The sequence below is a fragment of the Rossellomorea aquimaris genome (assembly GCF_020172085.1).
In the GTDB taxonomy this organism is placed as follows: domain Bacteria; phylum Bacillota; class Bacilli; order Bacillales; family Bacillaceae_B; genus Rossellomorea; species Rossellomorea aquimaris_E.
This window is the reverse complement of the sequence record NZ_JAIVAT010000003.1, coordinates 1,131,798-1,158,358: the sequence shown is the minus strand read 5'-3', so window position 1 is coordinate 1,158,358 and position 26,561 is coordinate 1,131,798. Positions and strand designations below refer to the sequence as shown.

Genomic DNA, 26,561 nt, shown 5'->3' with positions numbered 1-26,561 from the left:
CTAATACTTCGCAAAGAATATGAAGGAATCTTTGGAAAGGAGGGAATAAATATTGAAAAAAATAGTGGTATCAATACTTGCTGTCTTCCTACTCAGCCTAGGTTTCGGATCTTTGGCTTCTGCAGAAGGTGAAGGACAGGCACCCCAGCAAAAGGTGAATCTTTCAGAAGAACAAAAAGCTGAGCTTGGTAAATTACATGATCAAATGTTCTCAACAAAACAAGAACTTGTGAAGAAGTATGTCGAGTATGGTGTCTTTTCGAAAGAGCAAGGAGATAGAATTCTTAAGATGATGGAAGACAAACATCAAAAGCTAAAAGAAAATGGCTATATGATGAGATGGCACCCCCATCCTCATCATGGAAAACAATTGGATCGCAAAGAGTGAGTGAAATGGAAGGGCACGTCCTGCCCTTCCGTATTTTTATACCGTTATCACTTACTGCTGAAACTCCCCCCAAGTATATTAGACACCTTTTTCATGTCATTCATGCTCACATCATAATGAGTGGTGAATCGAACCAGAGAAGGTCCAAAGCTAACGGCCAATATCCCTTTCTCTTTTAACGAATCTACAAATTGGTCAGATGTCATTCCGGTACCGGATACGTCGGCCACGACGATATTTGTATCTACTCCATTGATCACCTCAATACCCTTGCATGATTGAAGGGCTTCCTTAAGGATTTCCGCCTTATCATGATCTTCCGATAACCGATCTCTCATTTGAGTCAAAGCAACCAAACCAGGAGCTGCAATCACACCTGCTTGCCTCAATCCCCCGCCTAAACGCTTTCTCCACTTTCTCGCCCTTTTAATAAAGCTATGGTCACCGGCAATGATCGAACCTACCGGTGCACCCAACCCTTTGGATAGGCATATTTGCACGGTGTCACAATGAACGGTGAATTCTTTGACACTTAAACCACTTGCAGCAACCGCATTAAAGAGCCTCGCTCCATCCACGTGCACTGGAATAGAATGTTTCTTGGCAATCGTATGGATGCTATGCATATTTTGCGGAGATACGATTGCACCTCCCGCACGGTTATGTGTATTTTCCAAGCAAATCAATCCTGTTTCAGGAAAGTGCTGATCCTCTGTACGAATAGCAGCTTCTACCTCTACTGGGGCCATTTCTCCATTTTCCCCTGTGATGGTTCGGGTTTGAACACCTGCCAGAGCTGCAACGGCACCTGATTCATAATAGAAAATATGCGAATTGGTTTCTAAGAGAATTTCATTTCCCGGTCGCGTATGGGTCAGTACGGCAATTTGGTTTCCCTGCGTACCGCTTGTGACGAATAACGCCTCTTCCTTACCAAGAATACCGGCTGCTTCTTCTTCAAGCTTTTGGACGGTCGGGTCTTCACCATACACATCATCACCGACTTCAGCCTCATACGCAGCCTTTCTCATAGCTTCTATCGGTTTTGTTACTGTGTCGCTTCTTAAATCAATCACAGTGAGATTCCTCCTCTAATCATTCAATGAACTTATTATAACAAAGGACTTTCGCGAATGTTTCGATAAGAATGATGTCCTCCTGAAAGAATCATACAACCAAGTACCTATAAAAAATTATAATTATAGGAATATTCTAAACTTTCTAGCTTTATTTATGATACTATTTTATTAATCTGTTCCATTGGTCAGAGTCCATTGCCCTGTCAAAGGAGAAGAATCACATGACGATCGGTTCAAAAATACGGTTTCATAGACTTAAACGCCATTTAACCCAAGAAGAATTATCAAAAGGGATCATTTCGGTATCCTACCTTTCAAAACTTGAAAACAACCAAGTGACACCTTCTGAAGATATCATTCAGTTGCTTTGTGAACGATTGGGCGTAAACCATATCCTTGATCATCCAGAGCATCTGAATAAGCTACTGGAATCATGGAATCATGCATTACTTTGGAATAAATCCGAGGAAGCGGGGGCCATTTACCAACTCATACAAAGGGAACTCGATCAGACAGATGAGTTAATGACCCATTTATTTCATAGGATTCTATGCTTCAGGGTGAAGTTAATTCAGGGCAATCTTTCAGAGGCTCTGAAGCACATGATGCATATTCAATCGAACTATAGAGAACTAACCGACACCTTGAAATTTTACTATCATAAATATAAAGGAAACTATTACTACCTTAACGAGGATTTCGTAAAAGCCAATGGAGAGCTAAAAGAAGCTGAAACGTACTATGTGCTTGGAAATGTTGTGAATGAAGAAGAAAGGGCCGATTTATACTATCTATTTAGTTTAGTACTGACACGTTTGAGCATGTATCGATTATCCATTTACTATGGAGAAAAGTCTCTTTCAATCTTCCAGGGAGTATATTATCAGAAAAGATGTGCAGAGGTCCATTTACTATTGGGAATCTGCTACAGGAGAATTAGAAATAGCGAGGAAGCCGTGAAGCATTATGAATGGGCCAATTTCATTTCTCAGTCCATACAGTATACTTCTTTACAATCGAAGGTCGAACAAAATCTCGGTTACTTGAAATCCTTTATGAATAAAAGCAGCGAAGCCATCCAGCATTATTTAAAAAGTATAGAACTAAAAGGAGAGGATGATGAAGGTAAGCTTTATTCTGTTCTCTCCCTTGTAAAAGAACACTATAAACTGAATCAATTTTCAGAAGTTCGTTATTGGTTACCAAAAGGGTTGCAGCTATGTTCAAAAGAAAAATATCCAGAAAAATTCTATCAATTATCTTATTATCAATTTGCTATGAACGATTTCCCTGATGGATTTGAGAGCTTTATGAGAGAATACGCTCTCCCCCACTTCAAACAGAACAGCTCTCCTCTATTATATGCCGAATATTCTAAATCCCTTGGCCATTATTACCAAGGTGTTAGAAGATATAAACTTGCTGCATTCCATCTAAATGAAGCCAATGTCATTTATGAAGAAATGCTGACTTTATAAGGAGGTGAAAAAAGATGAAAAGCCTAAAAAAATTATTGATCATTACCAGCCTTACGGCAATGGCCCTGGCAGGTGTTGTAGTAGTCAACTCAAATGAGGAAGAATTCCCTCCATTCTCAAGTAAATTATGATGTTTCTAGGACGGTCCTTTAAATTGGACGGTCCTTTAATTTTTTATGCATAAAATGGCTGGTTCGGATTTCATTTCAATTCTTCAGGAGGCTCAATGGAATGTGAACCTGAGCTCACTTCATGGAACAAATCGTTAGATGCTTCAGCTGGAGATTGAAGGTCCTTATTAGCCCCCTCGAATGCACCCTGGACCGGCCTCAAGAAAAGTGCGTGCATTTCTTGTCTCAACAGAAGTATTTCTTCTTTCGTTGCAGGCTGCTTATTCTGCTTAAGGACAAACCCCAATTGACCACTGGGCTCAAGAGTTGCTTCTTCAATATCAGAAATGGAATGCACTTGATTTTGTCTCAACTTCATCTCAAGTTGGTCTATAGTAAATCTGAGTTTCTTTAACGTATCTGTCTGTAGTTCACCATTCTTAATCAAGAGTTTGGATCTTCCGGTTATTAATTTCTCTAACCCGTCTATCTTCACTTGGGCATATTCCATCACTATCAGAGAGAGGACGAGCATCAGCCCGACTAATAAGGTAGACCAGACACTTTCCCCTGCGATTGGCTGGACAAGAAGTGATCCGATACCGATCATAATGACGACTTGAGCAATATTCATTTGTGAAATCGACTTTCTTCCCGCAATCCTCAACAATAATGTCCCCCCGATAGCAATAACGATTGCTTTCCACAGAAGATTGATATCCATACCACACCATCCTTTTTAATTGTAGGTTTTGATTAATTACGAGTAATATTCAATGAAATTTTCTGACAAAAGAGATATAGTTAAGGATGAGTATCTATTTAAGGGGGAGCATGAATGAATCAAACATTTGAGAAAAATTTAGAAAGATATGCAGAATTAATCGTAGAGGTCGGGTTGAATCTTCAAAAAGGACAGGAGCTAATGATTTCAGCACCAATCACCTCATACCAATTTGTTCGCCTGGTTACAGAAAAAGCATACGAGGCGGGGGCATTAAACGTATTAACTGATTTTTATGATGATGAGCTAAAAAAAATCCGCTTGGAAAGATCAACCGAAGACGGATTGAAAGCGTTTCCGACATGGAAGGCAAAGGGATATATTGAAATGGCAGAAAACAATGTAGCGTTGTTAAACTTAGCAGCACCAAATCCCTCCCTATTGAGGGACACAGACCCTACACGGGTAGCCATGTTGAACAAAACCTCTGCTGAAGCGATGAAAGACTTCTCAGCTTATATCGGTGGAGGAAAGATTAGCTGGTTGATCGCAGCCATTCCTACGAATGAATGGGCCAAAACCGTTTTCCCTGAGCTTCCTCAGGAAGAAGCATTTTCTAAGCTATGGGAAAATATCTTTTATACAACGAGAACCGATCAGGAGAAAACCGTAGAACTATGGGAATCTCATATTTCAAACCTTAATATAAAAGCGAAACAATTAAACGAAGGAAACTACAAAAAACTGCACTACAAAGGACCGGGTACAGATCTAACAATAGAATTTCACCCTAAGACAAAATGGATCAGTGCACAGTTTACAAACGATAAAGGCATTCCTTTTGTGCCGAATCTTCCAACAGAAGAAGTATTTTCGATCCCTGTTAAATATGGTGTGAACGGCAAAGTTTCCAGCACAAAGCCCCTTAACTACAGCGGTACGTTGATCAAGAATTTTTCATTAACCTTCAAGGAAGGGAAAGTGGTCGATTTCAGTGCAGAAGAAGGCTACGAAACACTAAAGAACCTTCTCGAAACGGATGAAGGGGCATCCTATTTGGGAGAAGTCGCATTGGTACCGCACGATTCCCCTATTTCCAATACGAATATCATCTTTAATAATACCCTTTTTGATGAAAATGCTTCATGTCACATAGCACTGGGGAGAGCGTTGACTGTGTGTGTAGAGGATGGAAAGTCTATGACATCTGAACAGTTACAGGATATAGGCTTCAATGAAAGCATGATTCATGTAGATTTTATGATTGGATCTGGAGAGTTGGATATTGACGGTGAGAAATCAGACGGGACAATTGAAGCGATATTTAGAGCAGGTGACTGGGTGTAAAATTTGTTGTATATGGCAGAATAACGTTGAAGGCTTAAATTTCTATTTAAGCCTTTTTCTTATTGAGAAATAACGTACCATTTATGGAAAAAGTTACATAGAATATGACAAATAAATTTCTTTTTTAACATATTCAATACTTCACGAATCCATTACAATAGAGGTATACCTTTTTAAAGGAGCGATATTCTTGTCAGAAAAAAGTAGACGGTCCATTTTATGGAGCGGCATCATCATCGTCGCTTTCTTCACATTATATACAATATTCCGTACGACAAACGTCCAGTCCAGTGAAAAACCATTAACTGCCGAGGAAAAATACCCCACTGTTTTTGTGCACGGGTATAAAGGTACATATAATTCGTTTAAATCAATGCTGGATCGTTTTGAAAACCAACACGGTTGGGGACAAAAGACGTTGGTCATCTCAGTGTCTGACTCCGGGAGTGTCAGTTACAAAGGGACCATCCCTAAAAATCCTACTTCGCCTCCCCTTGTGCAAGTCATATTTGAAGATAATCGTGCATCAATGGATAAACAAGCGATATGGCTTGAAAACGCCATGAAATTATTGCATCATCAATTTAATGTCACGAATGTTAATATCGTTGCACACTCCATGGGCGGTCTTGCATCAACTCAATATTTAGAAAATAGTGGTATGAACTCATTTGTACCTAAAACCAATAAATTCATTTCAATAGCTACTCCTTTTCAGGGCGTTACAAAGGAATCATATGATCAAATCAATACCGGTGCAGCCGTTATCGACTTGAAGCCTGACTCACACGCATTGAAGAAAATGTATATCAATCGTCACTCAATCCCTACTGAGGTGAAAGTATTATCCATCGCCGGTTCAGGGGATGACGTGGTTAACGTCCAAAGTGCCATTGGAAGTCAATCCATTTTTGACAAAAATCCTTTTCAGTCCAAAATAGTATACGATCCATCGATTTCCCATAGCGGCTTACATGAGACTATAAAAGTCGACCGTCTTGTAGGAAACTACCTTTGGAGTAAATGATTGAAACCTAATTCCCTCTTCCGGTTGATTCTCGAGAGGGATTTTTTTTATTCAGTTGCGTAAACTTTCTTTACGTTCTATACTACACAAGACTATACCAATAGGTTAGGATGAGTTGAATGACAAAAGAAATAGTCGTGAAAGCAAGCCCCAAATACATATCACAATTCCAAAAAGGGTTTCCGCTTCTAAATAAAGAAAACGTCACAACATCGATACAGAATATACAAGATGGTGATATTCTCAAACTGGTTGACACCCATAACCGCTTTATCGCTAAAGGGTACTTTGGAATTCAAAATAAAGGAATCGGCTGGCTACTGAGCTGGAAAGAACAAGAAGACATCGATCAGGCGTTCATACATAAAAAAATTCAAGCTGCCATCAATCAACGACTTCACTTCTTCTACAGTGAAGATACGACCGCATTCAGAGTATTCAATGGAGAAGGTGACGGTTTCGGAGGCCTGACCATCGATTACTTCGATGGATATTATCTCATTCAGTGGTATTCAAGAGGCGCCTATTCTTTTCATGAAGAAGTGATGACATCGTTACGGGAATTGACCGATTTCAAAGGCATTTATCAGAAAAAACGGTTCGCCCAAGAAGGAAAATACGTCGAAGAAGATGATTTCGTAGAAGGAACACGTCCTTCATTCCCTCTGCTCGTCAAAGAAAATGGTGTTCAATTCGCGATCTATTTAAATGATGGTGCGATGGTCGGTGTATTCCTTGATCAACGTGAAGTGCGAAAAAGAATACGTGACGAGTATTCTAAAGACAAAAGGGTTTTAAATACATTTTCCTACACCGGGGCCTTTTCTGTTTTCGCTGCACTTGGAGGTGCCATTGAAACGACCAGCGTGGACCTGGCAAATCGCAGTTTAAGTAAAACCATTGAACAGTTCAGCATCAACGGAATCGATTACGAGGCTCAGAATATTATTGTTGAAGATGTCTTTAAATACTTCAAATATGCTGTAAAAAAAGAACTTTCATTTGACTTGGTCATATTAGACCCTCCAAGCTTTGCACGATCAAAGAAACATACTTTCAGTGCTGCCAAGGATTATAAGGACCTATTGAAAGAAGCCATTGCCATCACCGAGAAGAACGGAACGATCGTAGCATCCACTAACTGCAGTACATTTAATATGAAAAAATTCAAAGGATTCATTGAGACTGCTTTCAAAGAATCCAATGGAAAATATAAAATCCTAGAAGAATACACTCTTCCCGAAGATTTTAAAACGCTGAGTCAATACAAGCAAAGTGACTATTTAAAAGTTGCTTTTATCCGCAAACTATAACGGTAGGGTCCGGTACAAGCTCCGGACCTCCTTATACTTTTCCCACAAGAATTAAACATGAAGAAATGAATGATTTGATAACCATCTCCCTATAAATGACAGAATACTCTGTCATTATTTCCTCGGAAACCGCAAGAAACGACATGTAACTGTACAACTTGTTGAATAACAACGAATAAGGGGGATTTATGTTGAAAAAAGCAGTTTTTCTTGACCGTGATGGTGTGATCAATGAGGTCAAAACCAAAAGAGTTAGATTCGTGAACCGGCCTGATCAGTTTCATTTTCTCGAAGGAGTTCCGGAAGCTGCCAAGCTATTGTCCCAATCTGGCTACCTTCTATTTGTCGTAACAAATCAAGGTGGTGTTGGTTTAGGCTACCTATCCCACGATGAACTTCATTCAATACATGATCATATGGTGAAAGAAATTGAAAAAGCAGGTGGAATCATTCAGGAAGTTTCCTGTTGTACCCATAAACCTGATGCAGGATGTACATGCAGAAAACCTGAACCCGGAATGCTTCTTGATTTGGCAGAGAAATATAATATTGACATGAGTGAATCCTATATGGTTGGGGATCGTGAAGTAGACATAGAAGCCGGGCGGAAAGCTGGTTGCAATACCATTTTCCTTCATGCCCCTACTTCTTCAACGTATGACGCCGATTATTTATTTCCTGACTTGATCAGTGCGGCTGATTTCATCGTAAAGAATAATAAAATGTAATGGCGACTCACCCGCCTACACGAGCCACCTTAAGCAAGGTGGCTTTCTTGTTGTTTTACAGTTTTCAAAATGGGGAAATCTATGATAAAGTACTATGGAACTAGCATGAACGGGAGGTTTTCGATGAATCAGCAGGAATTATTTCAAATTATACGTGATCATTATCCTTTTGATGTTCTATCTCCGGAACAGCTGGATTATATTATTTCCGGTTCTAGATACACGACCTTCAAAAAAGGTGAATTTCTCTTTCATGAAGATGAAACGATAGAAGAACTGGATATTTACTTTCTCGTCTCCGGTCTTGCGAAAAATGTTCTCCATCGATCGAGTGGAAAGCAGTATTCACTCCGTTTCTATTACCCTGGCGACTTGATTGGAATCATGATCATGCTCACAAGCGGACAAATGACTTTTTCAGTGCAGGCAATAGAAGATTGCACGGTTTTCCGCATTCAAAAGGATCACTTGTTGGAGATCATGACCAAAAACAACGACTTTTCTAAAATCATTTTTGAAAGCATCGGCAACCGAATGAAAACCCTATATGATGAAATAAAGGTAAAGTCCGCCTCAGAAACCGACGATGAGAACATCAATCTATTTCGTACAAAGGTTCATACACTTATGGATAGCCCTACTTTCATTGACGCTGATGCTACAATTGTCGATGCGGCCAAAAAGATGAAAGAACATGATACATACGGGTTAGTAGTGGTGAATCCGGATAAAAAAATGCTCGGTATCCTTACTCAACGCGAAATCCTTTCCTATATAACCAACCCTGGTATGTCTGATAAGGCAAAAGATTGGATGAAGGAAAAACCCTTCTGGATCCGGGATGAATCCTTCGCATATGAAGCCCTTTCCTACTTCAAACATGAAGAAGTGGACTTCGTCCCGATCATCCGCAATGATATCGTCGTCGGAGTTCTTACGAGTACGTCTTTCCTCAATATTCAGGATTCGAATTACCTGGATCTTTCCTATAAGATTCAAAAGGCAGTGACGAATGATGAATTGGTTGAGCTTGCTACAGTAAAGAGCGAAACTTTTCAACAATTCATACAGGACCTTCTGACACAAGACAGCTTCGGATTTGATATTTGCGAAGTGATCTCGAATTATAACGATCGGCTTCACCGCAAAATCATCCAATTAAGTGAAAGGGAAATGAGACAAGAAGGATTCGGTTCTGCTCCAATCAATTATTGTTTCATTGTGATGGGCAGCCAGGGGCGGAGTGAGCAGGGATTCCATACAGACCAGGATAATGGGATTATCCTTGATGATTATAATCACTTATCTGACCTTAAGAAAGTCGATCACTATTTTCAAGCATTCACCGAGAAACTGAACCAAAAACTTGCTGCATGCGGCTTCCAGGAATGTACAGGGGGCATCATGGCGAAAGAACAAAAATGGAAGCGATCCTACACGGATTGGAAGAAAGCGATCGATGAGTGGCTTCACGAAATGGATGCTCAAGAAATTCAGAATATCACGATGTTTTATGATTTCCGTCCAATATATGGGGATTATTCCATCGCTGAAGAAATCCGGAATTACCTTGCTGACAAGTCTAAACGATCGCTTAATATGCAACAACTCTTGAGAAAAGATGCCCTACGTTTCAAACTTCCCGTCGGTCCACTGGGTCGCGTAAATCTAAAACCAAAAAATCATCTATTTAATATCAAGAAATCGGGACTCTTACAAATCGTTAATATGATTCGTATCCATTCCGTCAAGTATGGAATAAAAGAAGTAAATACGATAAAAAGGGTACAAGCATTAAAAAAATTGCAGGCATTCCATCCAAGAGATGCGGAAAATGTAAAAACAGCTATGCATATCCTTCTATCCTTAAGGACAAAACAAAATCTCATGGAACTTAGTGAAGGTAAACCCTTAAGCAATCATATAGATGTTCGTACACTTTCTAGAGAGGACCGTCAAAAATTAAAAGAATCCATCCAGATAGCCAATCGACTACAGCAGGTAATGGAAATCAGTTTTAACAGGAACCGGGTGGTTTAATGGATGATATAGGCATAAATGTAGGCTACCGGATACTAAAATATTATTTATGGCAGCAGTTTTTCTTTCGATATCAAGTCAAACGTGAAAAAGAGAAACTATCCTACCATAAATTATCTCGTGCCCTTAAACAATTTGAAGAAGAAAAACCAACCCTTCAAAAAAAGCACTTATTCCATTGTACCTTCACCATCTTTGACTTGGAGACGACCGGATTTTTCCCAGAGGTAGGAGATGAAATCATTTCTATAGGTGCTGTAAAAATCAAAGAAGGGAAAGTGCAACGAGATGATACCTTTTATCAGGTGATTGATCCTCTTCAAACGGTATCCAGGGAGACAAAACGTTTTACTGGGCTAAGGCGAAAAGACTTTGCAAATGGTGTAACGCTGCCAATCGGGCTGGAGCGTTTTTTAGAGTTCAGCAAAGGGACGATCCTGGTCGCCCACCCTGCAAGCTTTGATATTAATTTCCTGCAAAAAAGGATATATAAGTGGGAACTCCCCTCTTTCGATCCTGAGTTTATCGATTCATTTGCATTGGCTAATAGTTTGCTTGATAGAGATGACTGCTATTTGGATGCACTTGTAAAGAAATTCAACATAGAAAATCGCACACGTCATCACGCTTTAAATGATGCCATCATGACAGCCGAGATCTTTGAGAGACTGTTGAGGCTTTGTTATCAAAAAGAGGTTCACACAATCCGGGGATTACATGAATTCCTGAATCAGGAATCGGGTTAGGATAAAATTGAAAAAGCGCATGAGAATATCTCATGCGCTTCTGTAAATATTTTTATCGAATTTGTCCAGTTCCATGCATCATATATTTTATTGTTGTCAAAGCAGGGAGCCCCATCGGTCCTCTTGCATGCAGTTTCTGAGTTGAAATACCAATTTCAGCACCAAATCCTAGTGCTCCACCATCTGTGAATCGTGTAGAAGCATTATGATAAAGAGCAGCAGCATCGACGAGCATCATGAACGTTTTCGCTGTATCTTTATTTTCAGTCACGATGGCCTCTGAATGTTTGGTTCCATATTGTTCAATATGTTCCACTGCCTCATTTAAAGTAGACACAATTTTAACCGCGATATCAAGACTTAAATATTCGTTTGCCCAGTCCTCTTCTCCTGCAAGCTTTGCACCTGCTATTGCCTCGACCACTTTCTCATCTCCATGAATGGAAACATTATGCGTTTTAAGCTTTTCAACGAAGGCATCCCGATTCTGATTGAACCATTCTTCATGAAGAATGACCGTTTCAGCCGCATTACAAACAGCTGGACGATCCGTTTTCGCATTGATGATGATGTTCAATGCCTTGTCCACTTCAGCTTCCTTGTCGATATAAATATGACAGTTTCCTACTCCTGTCTCAAGGACAGGAACCGTAGCATTATTCACAACGGCATTGATCAACGCTCCACCACCACGGGGAATTAACACATCAATATGTTCTTTCATTGTAAACAGTTCATTTGTCGCTTCACGATCTGTTGTATTAATGAATTGTACGGCATCTTTCGGTATCTCTGTTTGTTCCAAGGCTTCATGTATGACGTCGACAATGGCTTTGTTCGACGTGATGGCGTTTGAACCACCTTTGAGGATGATGGCATTTCCTGATTTTAATGCAAGTCCGGTAGCATCTACAGTAACATTTGGACGTGCTTCATAAATCATACCGATGACACCAAGCGGCACGGTCACTTTTTGGACTTGCAACTGATTTTCCAATGTCCAATCTGAAACCACTTTACCAGTCGGGTCTTCCAGTTCAGCAACTTGACGAAGTCCGTTTGCAAAGTCTTCAACCCGTTCTTTAGAAAGTGATAAGCGATCCATAAACGCTGCTTCAAAACCTTTTTCTCTTCCTCTTTCAAGATCTTTTTCATTTTCCTTCAAGATCGTTTCGTACTTCGCTTCTAGATGATCGGCGAGAGTATGAAGTGCTTTATTTTTTTGTTCAGTCGTTAACATACTGAGTGTTTTTGAAGCTTTCTTTGCCAGAATGGCTTGTTTTTTTACATCGGTTTTTTCTACAGTTAAAGTCATCAAATACCTCCTGATTATTTTAAACAACGCTCTTTGTAAACATTTTTAATGATGAATCATAGTAATCCTAAATTATACTCCTACTGGAATCGGCACTTCTACATGACAGACTAGCTGATCGATTTCCACTACGATTTCATCTGCATTAATGTCTGCTGGGTTCTTAAGCTTTCCTGAACGATAGTTGACGATTCCAAGCCCGACTTCCTCATTGCGATTATCAAGAATTCGAACGACGGCACCTTTATCAAATCGGCCTTTCACAGTATAGATATCTTCAATCGTCAAGCTTTCCTTCTGTTCTAAAATGCGGTCTTTCGCTCCTGAATCGATGGTGATTTCACCTTCTGGGCCTGAATTGAACGCAATCCACTGTTTTTTGGAATCGAGATTCACAGAATCTTCCGTCGATTCGAAATAGGTTCCTTTAGCGGTATGTTGGACAGCATCATAAATGACGTTTGCATTTCCAGACTTTCCGAGGAACGCTGGGATGCCGGATGCCATTGTAATCTTAAATGCGTCTATCTTCGATCTCATGCCGCCTGTACCGACAGAGCTTCCAGGTTCTCCAGCCATGTCTTCAATATCCTCTGTAATTTCTGTCACACTTTCAAGAAGTTCAGCATCTGGATTTTTGCGTGGATCAGAATCATATAGCCCATCAATATCGGATAGAATGATGAGTTGATCGGCATCAACCAGCGCTGCAACTTTAGCAGATAGTGTGTCATTATCTCCAAACTTCAAACGGTCAATCGTCACGGTATCATTTTCATTCACAATGGGAATGATTCCTCTTTCTAGTAGGACATTAATCGTGTTTCTTGCATTGTTATATCTGTCTTCGTCAGAAAAATCACTACGAGTGATCAAAATTTGAGAAGCCACGTATCCGTTGGAAATTAACAGATCGGAATACGCTTCTATTAATAGTCCTTGGCCGATTGCTGCTGCGGCCTGCTTCTCTGGTAATGAACTTGGGCGTGTCAAACAACCCAATTTACGGTAACCCGCAGCGACAGCTCCTGATGAAACCAACAACACTTCATGGCCGTCGTCCTTTAGACGGACAACCTCATCCACAAGGCGTTCAAGCTTTCTGCGGCTCATTTCTCCATGTAAGCTTGTCAATGAACTACTTCCAATCTTAATGACAATACGTTTCTTCTGATTATCTTGGGACATTCAATCACTCCTAGTAAAAAGGGTCCGTCCCTCGCCCCTCTTTCTTTATGCAGGGACGGACCTGTATTTCTGGTTTGGCTGGTATCATTTATATGAGGTGTTTGTTATTGGATGTTTGGATTAGCTCGTAACTAATTGTTTGGACTGTAAGGATGAGCTGATTTCTTTCGACCGCTTCTCTGCTCCCTTAACAGCTTCTGAAATAGCCTTACCTCCACCAAACTGTGCGAGTGCATCAAGTCCAGCAGCTGTAGTACCATTCGGGGATGTGACGTTTTCTCTGAGTTGTGTCGGTGACTCTTCTCGCTCAAGCATCATTTTGGCTGCACCGAAAATGGTTTGAGCGCCGATTTTCCGTGCCAGTGATGGATCTAATCCAGCCTCGGCACCAGTCTTTTCAATGTGTTCCATTAAATAATAGAAGTATGCTGGACCGCTTCCGGCAATTCCGGTGAAGATGTCCATTTGACTTTCTTCAATGACGAATACTTCGCCAATGCTTGATAATAATTCTTCTGCGTTTTCCATATCTTCTCTTGAAGTGAAGCGACCTGCACTGATCGCCGTTGCAGATTCCTTCAACATACTTGACGTATTCGGCATGACACGGATGACAGGCTGACCTGCAGGCAGTTGATCTTCCATATGAGAAGTTGTGATTCCTGCGAGTACCGACATAATCACCGTATCGTTTCTTACCAAATGATTGATGGAATCTAATGCTTTATCTATATCCTTTGGCTTCATAGCAAGTATGAGAATATCTATTTTTTCAAAGGGCAGATCATCTTTTGTTAAAGCTGTGATATCATATTTAGCTTTCATTTCTTGAAGTCTACCTTGATCGCTTCGATTGGAAACGATGATTTGTTCTGCTGGTATCTTTCCGCTTTGTACAGTTCCTGAGATCATCGCTTCAGCCATATTTCCTGCACCTAAAAAAGCAATCGTTTTATTTTTTAACAATCATATCCACTCCCGTTCCTAATTTTATATCAAGTTTTTCAAACACATTTTTTGTTTTTAATACGTACATTTTAAGGAATGTTTTTAATTCAATTCATTGTATGTTTGTTATGACATGTCGCCAAAACCCTTGATTGGCGTGTGTTTTGTTCACAACGTTTATTATCGTAACATGCTGAAGAATGATATCAAGGGCAATAAAGGAAGTAGTAAGGAATTAGCCGAAATAGCTAGTGGAAGCGTTATCATTACCATTTATGTTATTCAGATTCCTTCTGAGGGCCTTTAATTGGCTGAGAAAGCGTATAATCAGAATTTTTACTTTTAACTTTCATTTGGAAACCACCCATTTTCATCTATCTAATCCTATAGGCGCGGTTCTGACACAGAAGGTAGCCAACTAATACGTCCACATGAAAAAATCCCGGTTAGTCGTGAATGACTAACCGGGATTTTGTATTTATTCTGTTGCAGCTTCATCCTTACTTTTTCCACTTAGAAAGTCTTTCAGAGCTTGAATATTTTCTTCGAAATCAATCTCAAGAACGGAACCGACTCCGCTGTAACTACCAAATCCATATGACCCTTCAACAGGGATCGTAAGCTTGTCCATATCACTGCTGTTACTTAACAGGATATCTTTTGCTATTGAAATTTGATCCAGTTTACTCATGTTCGTCTGAATATAAGGTTGGATAGAACCTGCCATTTTCGGAAGCTTCGTTACGCCACCAATGGAAAGGACTTCATCTTTCAGTGCTGCAATTACCTTTTGTTGTCTTTCGACTCGACCAAAGTCACCCTGTTCATCGTGACGGAATCTTGCGTAACCCAATAGTTCCTTCCCATTCAGGTTTTGGACACCAGGTTCAAGGGATACACCGATGTTTGCTGACATGGCCTTCTCAACATCCATTTCAATTCCTTCCGGTGCCAGGATATCGACCGACTGTTCAAACCCTTTGAAATCGACGATCATGAAATACTGAATATCAAGATCGAAATTCTGCTTAATGGTCTTTCTAAGCAATTCGGGACCGCCTAAATAAAATGCGGTATTCAGCTTATAGTTTTTATAGCCGGGAATCTCTGCATATATATCTCTCATAAATGAAACGAGCTTGGTTTCATTTGTTTTCGGATCAATTTGTGCGAGCATCATCGTATCGGTTCTCGACTTTTCCTCGCCTCTGCTATCGACTCCCAATAACAAAATATTAACCTTCCCGTTTTCGTCTTTAACACCATTGAATTTATAATCTTCCTGCATCTGGTCTTCACCAGCCATTTTATAACCGCTGTAAAATTGAAAAGCAGCGTACCCGAGTAAACTAAAAATAAGGAGTAATAATACCAAAATCACTTTTCTTCCGCGTTTTTTCTTTTTGGTCTTTCGATCTAACCGTGACTCCATTTCTTCACCTACTTTTATGACATTCATGAATTAACCGATGATAGTATGAAATAGTACTCTATACTCTTGAAATTGACAATCGCAGAATACTGGATGAACTAACACATTTCTCCATACACTCTCACCTTGAAAATATATCTTACCACAAATATCCTTAAAAGTATTTAGTTGTTCTTTCAATTAATACGAAGGGAACTATAGTAGCTTTCTGTCAGTTTCCTAACGGCTGGTTCTTCTTCTGATTGAAAAGCAATGATAAATGATGTGGCCGGTCCGCTTGATTTCTCCAAGTCATGCAATGAGGATACATCTTTTTCGGTCAACGGCTTCCCTGTGATTACAGAAAGTTCGTGCCGTACACCTTTAGAACCCACAGGCAAGAGATCGAAGATAGAAGGATGCTCTATGCACTTCTTGAATAAAGCCAATGGGGCGACAGACGATTTCTGTCTTAACACTTCATCACCAACTAGTGGTGTACCGATAAGAGCATATGAAAGACGTCCCCTGGATACTTGCCGACTCTCCTTCTTCCTTATACCAATGCATGTTACTCCGAGAGCAGACTGGTTGAGGCTGAAATTGGATTCAGAACTTCCGGTTATAGGGACATCCTCCAAATCCAGTTCACTCAGACCCTTCCGAACGCCTTGGGTATACTTTTCCCATACTGCATCACTTGTGAAATTCATTAACTGAACAGTCCTGAGACATGCCCCGACAGCCAAACATTCCATCGCCGCAACCCGAAAGCTGAAATATCCAACCACTTCAGGATCAACTCGAACCACGTCATCCGTTTTCGTCCCTATTCCACCGCTGCAGTCAGACGCAATGATCAGTTCGTCTTCTTCATTGATGGTTACTGATAGTACATCCCGATTATCAATCATGCCGCTCCTCCCTGTGGTAATCTGGCAGCAAGTGGAGGATATAGAAAGTGGGCGATGGTCAAGTTAATAAAGCTCCCTATTACAAGGGGAGGAACAATTGCAACGTAAAAAGAAGCACTTATAATAAAAATAAATGGAACAGCTGATAAAATTCCGTTCCCTATCAAAAAAAGGACAGCCGCCATTACACGTTTCCCTTTAGAAAATACATACCCGAACAACCAGACAACAAGTGACATTTCAGCGGCGATAAGGATATGAAGAGGTCCAAGGGGAAAGCCTGCATATAGGCTGGAAAGTAAATGTCCACAACCAGCCACAACCGCCCCTTTCCTTCCATTGAACAGAGACGCGACCAATAATGCAGGCATACTGTCCAGCGCAACTGTCCCGATAACCGCCGGGATCTTCACCATTCCTCCGATGGCAGAAAAAGCTATAAATAATGATAGTAATAAAAGTGATTTGAGATTACTTTTCATTGTTTTTCTGCACTTTACGGGAGGAAAACACGTTGGCACTCCGAATATATTCAACGTCCTTTACGTTGCTGCGGTGATTGATCACTCGTGCCAAAGCAAAGAAGTAGTCTGATAACCGATTGATATATTGTAATGTTACATGAGGAAAGTCCTCATCGGTCTTTGAAAGGGATACGATGCATCTCTCGGCCCTTCTGGAAACGGTCCTTGCAATATGAATACTCGAAGAGGCTTTCACTCCGCCTGGAAGGATGAATTTCTCAAGGGCAGGAGCTTCTTTTATCAAACGGTCAATCTTTTCCTCCAACGAATGAACAGATGCCTCCTGTAGCTTACTTTTTCTCTTTTTTGAGACATTGGATAAGTCCCCTCCACAATCGAACAGTTCATGCTGAATGGTCTCGAGGTCGGTCAATATATCTTGAAATCGATCAGGATCCAATTCGGAAATAGCCTGACCAACGAAACAATTCACCTCATCCAAAGTACCATATGCTTCAACACGGATATCATCTTTGTCGACCCTGCCACCAATCAAGCTTGTTTGACCCTTGTCACCGGTTCTTGTATAAAGTTGCATACTACCTCTCCTTTACCCTTTTAATGTTGTAGCCAATCCGTACCATACGAGCCATACTTTTTGAGACACTTCCACCAAGTCTTGATACACCCAACCCGTCATATCCCTCCACTCCCTGGAAAAGGGGTCAATGGGGACAATTCCTTTTCCGATTTCCGATCCGATCCAGATGACTTTTCGTTCTGGATGTTCTTCTTCCCACTTCCTTAAACGTAGCATCTGTTCTCTAAATCTCTCCCTGACATCACCTTGGCAGTGCATAAGGGAAAATCGAACAGCATATTCTAGTCCCTCCAATACAAGGGTTGACTTTGCCGGCTGGATCTCTTCAAAGCCCCCCTCAAATAATGGAATCCATTGTGTATCAGCGTTCTCTAAACAAAAATCGTGTCTCACCCATCCTGCCTTCCCATTAAAGGAACCGCCCGTAATGAAGTACAAATCTGCTGCCTCCAATCTTCTTCTTTTTCCCAAACCAGTTCATATCCATTTCCATGGTTAATTTCCCAATCCCAAAAGGTTCGAAGTTCCTCTTTAGGGGATAAAGTAGTTAATAGATGCCGAATGACACCTCCGTGAGTAATGACGGCATAACGTCTCCCATTCATTTCTTCCACTTGATCCTTGACCTGTTCCCATGCGACGTCAACTCGTTTTCTAAATTGGGACATCCCTTCTCCTCCTGGAGGCGAATGGAATGGATCGGTCACCCATTTCTGAAAAACTTCATCGCCCTTCAAGTTCTGATAGGTCATTCCTTCCCACTCTCCAAAGTGTATTTCCCTCAATAGTGGGGATGATACCACCGGCAGTTTAGGAAACAAATGATGGACCGTTTCCAAACAGCGGTCAAGGTCGCTTGAAAAACAGTATTCATACTGTTCGAAGCGTTGTTTTGACTTCATGAGCATTTCCGTCCCATTCCGTGATAAGGTTGGGTTCGACCAGCCGATATACTTCCCCTTTTCATTTTCATCTGTTAAACCATGTCGAATAACTGCAATAACCATATAGTCATCCATAAAATCCATTCCACTCCTTCTACACTTGCACCGACTGTATCTCCTGTCATACCACCGAACCATTTGATTGTTTTCAAATAAATGAACCAGAAACATCCGATTGTGACCATAAAGAATAAGGAATACATAACAAAATCATGTAGGAGGATGCTTGACACTCCGACTAATAAAGGTAAAAGGACGAGCCAGGGAATTTCTTTCATTGATATATGCTTACTGAAGGAATATCCCATTCCTGAATTTTGTGCTGGCGGGATAAGAACGAGGCATGCCCCCATGACCAGCCGGCTCAATATAGGAATCGATACAAGGACCATGGAGATCACTGCAGAATCAGAGTTTTGGAGTGTTTCGTAAATGAACAGAAATCGGGAAGAGAGCAACACCAATACAGATAAGACACCAAATGCCCCGACTCGGGGATCCTTCATGATGTCTAATCTTCTATTTTGATCTCTATATGAAAAGTAGGCGTCACTCGCATCCATATAACCATCTAAATGAAGGCCACCTGAGATGAGGATGGGCATAACCCATATATAAAACGATAATGCCAAAGTGCTCATAGGTGTATATGCAGCAAGCAACAGATAACCGCTTGAAAGGAGCACTCCTATACTGAATCCCAGTATAGGGAAAGTCCGAACCATCCACTTCCATTCTTCTTTTCCCATCGAGAGTTCTTTTCGGATTGGAAAAGTGGTAAAGAACTGGACATTAAGTAAAAAGCTTTTTAATACGATCATGTCTATGTAGCTCCCTTCTTTACCACCGGGACTCCAACTGTCATATCAATCGCTGTATGGGCCATCTCTACCATGTTCATATGCAATTTACCCAATGTCCGCTGAAACCGAAGTATATCCTTCGAATTCGATGGAATGTCATACAGCACCTCATTGCTTACTACGATTAACACGTCAGCTTTATCCATTAACAGTTTCACAGCTTGATAGATTTCTTTCTCAACGATCGTTGAGTCAACCTTTTCCAAACTGAACAACTCATTTGTAAGAAGAGTGGTGAGACAGTCTAACAAAACAATGGAATTGGATGGAATAGATTCGACAATGCCATGAATCGCTTTGGGGCGCTCAATGGTTGTCCAGTTTTCAGGAGAGGACTGTCGATCAAGCCGATGTTTTATTATCCTCTCTTCCATCTCAAAGTCCGTCACCACTCCGCATGCAAGATAAATCAGTACCTCATTTGACTTTCTAAGTGCAACTGCCAGTTTTTCAGCATATGAGCTTTTTCCGGACCTGACACCTCCGGTAATGAATAGTAGTTTCCCCATAACAAGCCTCTTCCTCTTCAGCCTTCACCTTGTTTCTTCTTATAGTGCTGAATGGCTTTTTTTGTCACCTCGTATACCCCTCTCCCGATCAGTTTCCCAATCGGAGTAATGGGTCCGGCAAAGGGATCGGGATCTCCTTTTTGACTTGAGGCGATAAGAATGCTGTCTGTTGGCGTTCCAGTAGCAAGCTGACCAGTACGCCTGTCTCTGATATCCATGTCATTTAGTGCCCTCACCTTTGCCTCAGTAGACGTCACGAGTGCTTCAATATAAGCCTCGTCTGATAGATTTCCGTTTATGAATATCCATGTATTGATCGTACCTGGCTTTGACTCAATCTCATATTGATAACTAGTTGACACATCCATTGCATTTCCAACACCTGCCGTAACCATGACGAAAACAGATCTTCCTCCTGTCTCGTAGCGTGCGTAAGTCAGGTTCGTCAAATCAAGCGCAGTCATCATACCTACAGAAAGAGAGGGATCTACATCTTTTTTCACAAGAAACGCTCTCATCTCTTTTTGATAATCCGGGCTGTCATAATCAACAGGCACTCTGCGATTAATAAAGTGTGAGTACCATCCTATTCCAGCCCCAATAATTCCGGAAGACATACATTTCAACGGAAATGGTGCAGCAAAATGGATGCATTCTTCACTCGTTATAATGTACTTTTCATCTAAAACAGGGTCTTCCGTTTTATTTTCTTCTGGTACAATCACCATCTGTGGTTTAGCCACTGATGGATGAGCATGTTTCTGAACTTTCGTATGATACACTGCTTCGATATGTTCTTCTTTCAACACCTCTTCTGGATGATGGAGAAGTTTTGTTTTGCCCTTGTCTAAAAGCAACAATCGATCACAGTAAAGGCTCGCTAAATTCAAATCGTGAAAGATGGCTGCGACTGTTAATTTCTCTGATATAGTTTGAGTTCGAATAAGATCCAACAGTATTTTCTGATAAGAAAGATCCAGATGATTAGTCGGTTCATCCAGAAGTAAGATTTGAGGCTCTTGAGCAAGTGCCTGTGCAAGGAACACCCTTTGTCGTTCTCCCCCCGACAGCTCATGCAGGTAGCGGTCCTGCAACGATTCTATGCCCGTCTGCTCCATTACTTTATCAACTATTTCTATATCCCGGTCAGTCGTACCCTTGAATAATCCTTTCTGATGTGCATACCTTCCAAGCATTACGGTTTCTCTCACTTCATAAGAAAAAGGGGCAGATGAGATCTGTGGCAGAACTGCAACGAGTTTAGCCAATTCCCTTGACGAAAACTGATGAAGGGGCTTTTCCTTCAGTGCAATGGTGCCTTCCATTAAAGGAAGAAGACCCGTCATCGCTTTAAGCAAGGTCGTCTTCCCACTTCCGTTCGGGCCAAGTATTCCAAAGAATTCCCCTTTTTCAATTTGAAAGTTTATGTCTTCCACAACTTTACGATTGTCATATCCAACCGAAACTCCGTTTATATGGATCATGAAGAAACCCCTCTTTTCTTTAAGAGAATATACGCAAACATCGGCGCACCGATTAATGCGGTAATCACTCCAATGGGAAGTTCAGTCGGAGAAATGACCGTTCTCGAAAGCAAATCGGCAAGAACGAGAAATCCGCCTCCTACAATAATGGAAAGAGGAAGCAAATGTTTGTGATCATGTCCGACCATTCTTCGCAAGAAATGAGGGATGACAAGACCGACAAATCCAATGGTCCCCGATACGGCAACTGCTGCGCCGGTTAGGATGCTTCCCGCAATTAATATGAGAAGCTTTCTTTTATGAACCGAGATACCGATATGACGGGCTTGTTCCTCCCCGAAACTCATTCCGTTCAATTCCTTGCTGTTAAGAAGGAGCAACACTACTCCTAAAAGGAAGAAAGGAAATATGATGGCAATGTAATCCCACCCCCTCATGGATACGCTTCCAAGAAGCCATCCGATGATCTGCCTCAGCTCTTCTCCTGTAAGTGCGATCATTAAGGAAATCAAAGAACCTAAAAACGAGCTGAAAATGATCCCCGTCAGGATGATGGTTTCGACCTTCATCGTCCTCTCAACTTTTTGTGCAAACCACAATACAAGAAATACGGTGATGATGGAACAAATGATACTGAAAAAGGGAAGCGTAAACTTCCCAATGAACGGAATACTCCAGTGAAAAAATAATGTGATGACCGCACCGACCGATGCTCCTGAAGAAACCCCCAATGTATAAGGATCAGCCAACGGATTTCGCAATAATCCTTGAAAAGAAGCTCCTGCGATAGCTAAGGAGCTTCCAACCAATAGAGCTAATAAGACCCTGGGTAATCTGATGGTATACACGATGTTCGTAAACATGGGATCAACCGTTTCAGGTAAGTCAAATCCAAACCATTTAGAACCGACGATATATAGAATATCCATTGGTGGAATCGAAATCGTTCCAATCGAAATACCTGCCAGAAGGGCTATGACTAAAAATAGTCCAGCCAGTCCGTACGTTACCCCTATTTTATTCTGCAAATACCTCTGGATAGATCGACTTTGCAATTTCCTCTACTCCTTCAACCAATCTTGGACCCGTACGAGTGACTAAATCTGAATGGACGTCCTGAACATCGCTATTCTTAACAGCATTCACTGCTTTCCATCCGTCTCTATCCATTACCTGTTCTTTTGGATTTTCACTGTAATAACCATAGGTAGTGATGATTACGTCAGGATTTGATGAGATGACCGCTTCCTGATTTACCTTAACCCATCCTTCTTGATCGTTCATAACATTTTCAGCATTGACCATCGTCAGCATTTGATCGATGAAGGTGTCCTTACCGGGCGAGTAAATGTCGGGTGAAGGTGAGACTTCCACATACACGCGTTTCTTATCTGATACATCTTTCGCTTTTTCTTGAATGGTTTTCAGATCCGATTTCATGTCAGAAACGATGGACTCAGCCTGATCCTTCTTCCCGACAAGTGTTCCAATATCTTGAATCGTATTATATACCTCTTCAAAGCTTTTTGCATCGTGAACAATGAATACGTTGATGCCTGCATCTTTCAATTGACTTAACCCTTCTTCTGCCGATTTGGCAGTAGATTCATGGGCAAGTACTAGATCCGGGTCCAAGCTGACGATTTTCTCAACGTTGAACTCCATTCCCCCGATCTTTTCTTTATCCGCTGCTTCTTCAGGATAATTGTCAAAATCGGAGACCCCGACGATTTCTTCGTTTAATCCAAGCTCAAATAAGATTTCAGTATTGCTTGGAATCAATGAAACGATATGTTTAGGTTGTTCTTCCAGTGTAACCTTATGATCCAATGCGTCATTTAGAGATAACGGATACCCTGATTGATCTTGTGTGGTTTCAGCTGTATCCTTTTTATTTGATTGATCTCCATCATCCGTTCCACATGCTGTTAGGAACCCGATGGCTAATAATAATGAAAGTAGTGCTTTGAATGTGTGTTTCATTTCCTTTTCCCCCTGTTCGGATTGGACAGAAAAAAACATCTCCAGTGGACTAGAGATGTTGTGTAAGATGCATAAATAGGGTCTCAACATGCATATTACACCTTTCTATCCGCGTAGATTTGGTGTGAAAAAATCAGGCAGGTCTCCTGGCTCATGGTCATTGCTCGCTGACACCTTCCCATGTATATTTACACAGTGGTATGTTTACAGCTCACTACCATTTACAGTGGCGGGACCGCGTTGGAATTTCACCAACTTCCCTATTAAGAAGCTAAGAAGTATCATGACCTCCGCTTCACCTGATCTTGTAACATATGTAACTGTTCCGTTCAAAAGAATTATACACAAAATCCATTGGATAGGAAATGAATTTTGGTGAATTTGTTGAAAATTGCAGGAATAGCCCGAAAAACGAGTGACATGATTTCGTATAGACAGCTAAGTAAATACATTGTCGCCATGATTCTTTCGTGGTAAAATCTGTTCATGCAATTGCTTCACTGCTTTAATGGGGCATATATGGTACAGGAGGTTTGCAATATGAGTGAAAACAGAGAAGTCGCTACCTTTGCAGGAGGGTGCTTTTGGTGCATGGTAAAACCGTTTGATGAACTGCCGGGAATTATCGATGTGATATCCGGTTATTCGGGCGGTCATCTTGAGAATCCATCTTATGAGGATATTAAAGCTGGAAACAGCGGACATTATGAAGTGGTTCAGATCACCTTTAATCCTGCTCTTTTTCCTTACGAACGGCTTTTGGAGCTGTATTGGCCCCAAATAGATCCGACAGATGAAGGGGGTCAATTTCACGACCGGGGTGACCAGTATCGTACCGCTATCTTCTATCACAACGAAGAACAAAAACAATTAGCGGAAAAGACTAAGAAAGCGATTGGTGAAAGCGGACGATTCAAGAAACCGATTGTCACCAAAATCCTTCCTGCGTCCATTTTTTATCCGGCTGAAGACTATCATCAAAAGTTCTATAAGAAGAATCCAGATGAGTATAAACAAGATCGTGAAAAATCCGGCCGCGATCAATTCATCGATGATCATTGGAAAAACAATTAATGGCATGAGATCAAGCTCCTTTCGACAAACTAAAGGGTAGGAAGGAGTTTTTTTATGAAGAAAAATGACAAAAGCAAAAACGATAAAGAGCAGGTTGTGGGATTCGCCGGCCCGGGTAAAGTCGTCAATTTCTTTGACCCCTATCCTGATGAGGAAGAAGAAAATGTGAACAACTCGGATACCGTAGATGACCATTCTTCTGAATGGAAGTAAAACGAAAATAGGTGAGGGCTGAAGGAATTCAGCTCTCACCCTTTTTTATCCAATAAATCGATTCACTTTTATCTGCTCTTCCAGAATCAATTCTGCCGTCAATTGACCTGATAGTGTGACCATGGGAACGCCGCCTCCCGGGTGGGTTGAACCTCCTACAAAATACATATTTGAGAGAACTCTGCTCTTATTTGGTATTTTGAATCCACCATTAAGCTTTCTATCAGTAACCGTTCCATAGATCGATCCACCATTTGCACCATAAAGACTCTGAAGGTCATTCGGCGTGAATGTATATTCGTATTCGATGTGATCTCTCAAGTTGGCAACACCCATTTTCTCCAATTTCTCAAGCACTTTCATGCGATAAGAGTCCTTATACTGAGACCAGTCTTCCCCTTCTCTCAAAGGGGGAACATGTGTCAACACAAAGAGGTTTTCCTTCCCTTCCGGGGCCTGGGTCGGATCGGTTTTAGATGAAATGCCGATATATACTGTCGGATCGTCCGCAAGCTTTTTCTCATCAAAAATCTGCCTGAACTCTTTTTGAGGATCCTTACTGAAAAAGAAATTATGATGGGCGAGATGATCGTATTTACGGTCAACTCCCAGTAACAATACCAATCCCGAAACGGTTGGCGCATATTTCCCCAGGTCATTGGCTTCCTTTGAAGATTCGTGATAGTCTGCCAACAGGGATTTGTAACACGGGATTGCCTCTAAGTTTGATACGACGATGTCAGCCATCAATTCTTCGCCAATCTTTGTTCTTACTCCATCGGCACGGGTTCCTGAAGTAAGAATGTCTTCCACTTCACAATTCAATCGTACTTCCACACCAAGTTCCTCCAACACCTTTGCCATGGCCTCTGCAATTTTATACATGCCTCCCTTTACATAATGAACCCCTAGTCCTAACTGCACATGAGTCAATTGCGACATAATAGCCGGAGCATGATATGGGGAGGATCCCACATACATGATGAGAAAATTAAATAACTGTTGTAAATGCTTATCTTTGAAGAATCTACGGTTTGCAGCATCCATGGATTTCATTGGATCCATTTGCAGTAATTCTTTGACAGGATGCATGGTGCGCAGATCCTGTAAACCGTTGATGCTTTTTTTATAAAAGCTTTTCATCGTAAGTTCATACATTTTCCCGCAGTAATTTAAATAATTGAAGAAGTTGTGACTATCCTCTATGGAGGTCTTCTTTAGCTCTTCTAACATGGTAGGAAGATCCGAAGAAACATCGAGTACCTTTCCATCTTCAAAGAAAGTCCTCCAGCCTGGCTCCACCCTTACAATATCTACGTAATCACTAAGGTCACGGTTCGCATGAGCGAAAACCTTTTCCAATACCCAGGGCATTGTCAGGATCGAAGGCCCTGTATCGAAGACAAACCCTTTCCCTTCCCTTCTATTTAATTTCCCCCCGAGCCTTTCTCCTTTTTCTAAAATCGTAACATCGTATCCTTCTGAAGATAGACGGATGGCTGTCGACATTCCTGCAAGACCGCCCCCGACGATGACTACTTTCTTTTTCATTTTCATGTCCTCCTTACGAGAAAGATAATTTAGACTGATTTGCCTTTTCAACTTTCCATTGTGCCCAATTTATATCACTTCAAAACAAATAGGTACTCAATGATTGGAGAGATGAATGA

27 protein-coding genes and 1 riboswitch are annotated in these 26,561 nt (G+C 41.1%); of the genes, 10 read left to right on the top strand and 17 right to left on the bottom strand.

Features of this window, described 5'->3' with window-relative positions; translation table 11 throughout:
• Positions 1–52: 52 nt before the first annotated feature.
• Positions 53–388 carry a DUF2680 domain-containing protein gene (locus tag LCL96_RS06745; protein WP_224940650.1) on the top strand — a complete coding sequence of 112 codons (336 nt, stop codon included), beginning with the start codon at positions 53–55 and terminating at the stop codon, positions 386–388.
• A gap of 47 nt (positions 389–435) precedes the next feature.
• On the opposite strand, the gene ltaE is transcribed toward LCL96_RS06745, so the two are convergent.
• Positions 436–1,464, bottom strand: a complete 1,029-nt coding sequence (gene ltaE, locus LCL96_RS06740) for a low-specificity L-threonine aldolase (protein ID WP_224940649.1) — start codon at positions 1,462–1,464, stop codon at positions 436–438.
• Between the two features lie 224 nt (positions 1,465–1,688).
• Here ltaE and LCL96_RS06735 point away from each other — a divergent pair, with 224 nt between their 5' ends.
• Positions 1,689–2,945 (top strand): helix-turn-helix transcriptional regulator, encoded by a 1,257-nt coding sequence (locus tag LCL96_RS06735; RefSeq protein WP_224940648.1) that lies wholly within the window; start codon positions 1,689–1,691, stop codon positions 2,943–2,945.
• A 201-nt stretch (positions 2,946–3,146) separates the two neighbouring features.
• On the opposite strand, the gene LCL96_RS06730 is transcribed toward LCL96_RS06735, so the two are convergent.
• Positions 3,147–3,779 carry a DUF421 domain-containing protein gene (locus tag LCL96_RS06730; RefSeq protein WP_224940647.1) on the bottom strand — a complete coding sequence of 211 codons (633 nt, stop codon included), beginning with the start codon at positions 3,777–3,779 and terminating at the stop codon, positions 3,147–3,149.
• A 114-nt stretch (positions 3,780–3,893) separates the two neighbouring features.
• Here LCL96_RS06730 and LCL96_RS06725 point away from each other — a divergent pair, with 114 nt between their 5' ends.
• The 6 genes from LCL96_RS06725 (at position 3,894) to LCL96_RS06700 (ending at position 10,980) form a co-directional block, all read left to right on the top strand.
• The gene (locus tag LCL96_RS06725) at positions 3,894–5,126 is read left to right on the top strand and encodes an aminopeptidase (protein WP_224940646.1); all 1,233 of its coding nucleotides are present in this window, start codon (positions 3,894–3,896) and stop codon (positions 5,124–5,126) included.
• A gap of 190 nt (positions 5,127–5,316) precedes the next feature.
• A complete protein-coding gene (locus LCL96_RS06720) occupies positions 5,317–6,153 on the top strand; it encodes an alpha/beta hydrolase (RefSeq protein WP_224940645.1) in 837 nt (278 codons plus the stop codon).
• Positions 6,154–6,272: 119 nt separating this feature from the next.
• Positions 6,273–7,466 (top strand): class I SAM-dependent rRNA methyltransferase, encoded by a 1,194-nt coding sequence (locus LCL96_RS06715; RefSeq protein ID WP_224940644.1) that lies wholly within the window; start codon positions 6,273–6,275, stop codon positions 7,464–7,466.
• 191 nt (positions 7,467–7,657) lie between these two features.
• Positions 7,658–8,194, top strand: coding sequence for a D-glycero-alpha-D-manno-heptose-1,7-bisphosphate 7-phosphatase (locus tag LCL96_RS06710; protein WP_224941318.1), 537 nt, complete (start codon positions 7,658–7,660; stop codon positions 8,192–8,194).
• 123 nt (positions 8,195–8,317) lie between these two features.
• Positions 8,318–10,234: a DUF294 nucleotidyltransferase-like domain-containing protein gene (locus tag LCL96_RS06705; RefSeq protein ID WP_224940643.1), complete on the top strand. Its 1,917-nt coding sequence runs from the start codon at positions 8,318–8,320 to the stop codon at positions 10,232–10,234.
• Positions 10,234–10,980: a PolC-type DNA polymerase III gene (locus LCL96_RS06700; protein ID WP_224940642.1), complete on the top strand. Its 747-nt coding sequence runs from the start codon at positions 10,234–10,236 to the stop codon at positions 10,978–10,980. Before LCL96_RS06705 ends, LCL96_RS06700 begins: the two co-directional genes overlap by 1 nt.
• A 52-nt stretch (positions 10,981–11,032) precedes the next feature.
• Here LCL96_RS06700 and LCL96_RS06695 read toward each other — a convergent pair whose 3' ends face one another.
• The 14 genes from LCL96_RS06695 to LCL96_RS06630 all read right to left on the bottom strand — a co-directional run bounded on the left by LCL96_RS06695 (position 11,033) and on the right by LCL96_RS06630 (position 23,604).
• Positions 11,033–12,295 carry a glutamate-5-semialdehyde dehydrogenase gene (locus LCL96_RS06695; protein ID WP_224940641.1) on the bottom strand — a complete coding sequence of 421 codons (1,263 nt, stop codon included), beginning with the start codon at positions 12,293–12,295 and terminating at the stop codon, positions 11,033–11,035.
• 72 nt (positions 12,296–12,367) lie between these two features.
• Complete coding sequence (gene proB / locus LCL96_RS06690; RefSeq protein ID WP_224940640.1) at positions 12,368–13,483, bottom strand: glutamate 5-kinase; 1,116 nt, start codon at positions 13,481–13,483, stop codon at positions 12,368–12,370.
• Between the two features lie 120 nt (positions 13,484–13,603).
• Positions 13,604–14,449, bottom strand: a complete 846-nt coding sequence (proC, locus tag LCL96_RS06685) for a pyrroline-5-carboxylate reductase (protein WP_224940639.1) — start codon at positions 14,447–14,449, stop codon at positions 13,604–13,606.
• Between the two features lie 460 nt (positions 14,450–14,909).
• Positions 14,910–15,863 carry an LCP family protein gene (locus tag LCL96_RS06680; protein WP_224940638.1) on the bottom strand — a complete coding sequence of 318 codons (954 nt, stop codon included), beginning with the start codon at positions 15,861–15,863 and terminating at the stop codon, positions 14,910–14,912.
• A 176-nt stretch (positions 15,864–16,039) separates the two neighbouring features.
• On the bottom strand, positions 16,040–16,756 hold the full coding sequence (locus LCL96_RS06675; protein WP_224940637.1) for an ATP-binding protein: 717 nt from the start codon (positions 16,754–16,756) through the stop codon (positions 16,040–16,042).
• Positions 16,753–17,238: an ECF transporter S component gene (locus LCL96_RS06670; protein WP_224940636.1), complete on the bottom strand. Its 486-nt coding sequence runs from the start codon at positions 17,236–17,238 to the stop codon at positions 16,753–16,755. Before LCL96_RS06670 ends, LCL96_RS06675 begins: the two co-directional genes overlap by 4 nt.
• Positions 17,228–17,818, bottom strand: a complete 591-nt coding sequence (locus LCL96_RS06665; RefSeq protein WP_224940635.1) for a cob(I)yrinic acid a,c-diamide adenosyltransferase — start codon at positions 17,816–17,818, stop codon at positions 17,228–17,230. Before LCL96_RS06665 ends, LCL96_RS06670 begins: the two co-directional genes overlap by 11 nt.
• Before the next feature lie 12 nt (positions 17,819–17,830).
• Entirely contained in the window at positions 17,831–18,259 is a 429-nt protein-coding gene (locus LCL96_RS06660; protein WP_224940634.1) for a bifunctional adenosylcobinamide kinase/adenosylcobinamide-phosphate guanylyltransferase, read from the bottom strand.
• Positions 18,211–18,849, bottom strand: a complete 639-nt coding sequence (locus LCL96_RS06655; RefSeq protein WP_224940633.1) for a histidine phosphatase family protein — start codon at positions 18,847–18,849, stop codon at positions 18,211–18,213. Before LCL96_RS06655 ends, LCL96_RS06660 begins: the two co-directional genes overlap by 49 nt.
• A complete protein-coding gene (cobS, locus tag LCL96_RS06650) occupies positions 18,798–19,586 on the bottom strand; it encodes an adenosylcobinamide-GDP ribazoletransferase (protein ID WP_224940632.1) in 789 nt (262 codons plus the stop codon). The genes LCL96_RS06655 and cobS overlap by 52 nt, the downstream gene beginning before the upstream one ends.
• A gap of 2 nt (positions 19,587–19,588) precedes the next feature.
• Positions 19,589–20,137, bottom strand: a complete 549-nt coding sequence (locus tag LCL96_RS06645) for a bifunctional adenosylcobinamide kinase/adenosylcobinamide-phosphate guanylyltransferase (protein ID WP_224940631.1) — start codon at positions 20,135–20,137, stop codon at positions 19,589–19,591.
• A gap of 17 nt (positions 20,138–20,154) precedes the next feature.
• The gene (locus LCL96_RS06640) at positions 20,155–21,621 is read right to left on the bottom strand and encodes an adenosylcobinamide amidohydrolase (RefSeq protein ID WP_224940630.1); all 1,467 of its coding nucleotides are present in this window, start codon (positions 21,619–21,621) and stop codon (positions 20,155–20,157) included.
• Complete coding sequence (locus LCL96_RS06635) at positions 21,618–22,676, bottom strand: FecCD family ABC transporter permease (RefSeq protein ID WP_224940629.1); 1,059 nt, start codon at positions 22,674–22,676, stop codon at positions 21,618–21,620. The genes LCL96_RS06640 and LCL96_RS06635 overlap by 4 nt, the downstream gene beginning before the upstream one ends.
• Positions 22,639–23,604 (bottom strand): ABC transporter substrate-binding protein, encoded by a 966-nt coding sequence (locus LCL96_RS06630; protein ID WP_224940628.1) that lies wholly within the window; start codon positions 23,602–23,604, stop codon positions 22,639–22,641. Before LCL96_RS06630 ends, LCL96_RS06635 begins: the two co-directional genes overlap by 38 nt.
• A 118-nt stretch (positions 23,605–23,722) precedes the next feature.
• A riboswitch (cobalamin riboswitch) is annotated at positions 23,723–23,922 on the bottom strand.
• Between the two features lie 222 nt (positions 23,923–24,144).
• On the opposite strand from LCL96_RS06630, the gene msrA reads away from it, so the two are divergent.
• Positions 24,145–24,678, top strand: a complete 534-nt coding sequence (gene msrA / locus LCL96_RS06625) for a peptide-methionine (S)-S-oxide reductase MsrA (RefSeq protein WP_224940627.1) — start codon at positions 24,145–24,147, stop codon at positions 24,676–24,678.
• A gap of 54 nt (positions 24,679–24,732) precedes the next feature.
• Positions 24,733–24,891, top strand: a complete 159-nt coding sequence (locus tag LCL96_RS06620; protein WP_224940626.1) for a hypothetical protein — start codon at positions 24,733–24,735, stop codon at positions 24,889–24,891.
• A gap of 45 nt (positions 24,892–24,936) precedes the next feature.
• Here LCL96_RS06620 and LCL96_RS06615 read toward each other — a convergent pair whose 3' ends face one another.
• Entirely contained in the window at positions 24,937–26,442 is a 1,506-nt protein-coding gene (locus tag LCL96_RS06615; RefSeq protein ID WP_224940625.1) for a phytoene desaturase family protein, read from the bottom strand.
• Positions 26,443–26,561 lie beyond the last annotated feature (119 nt).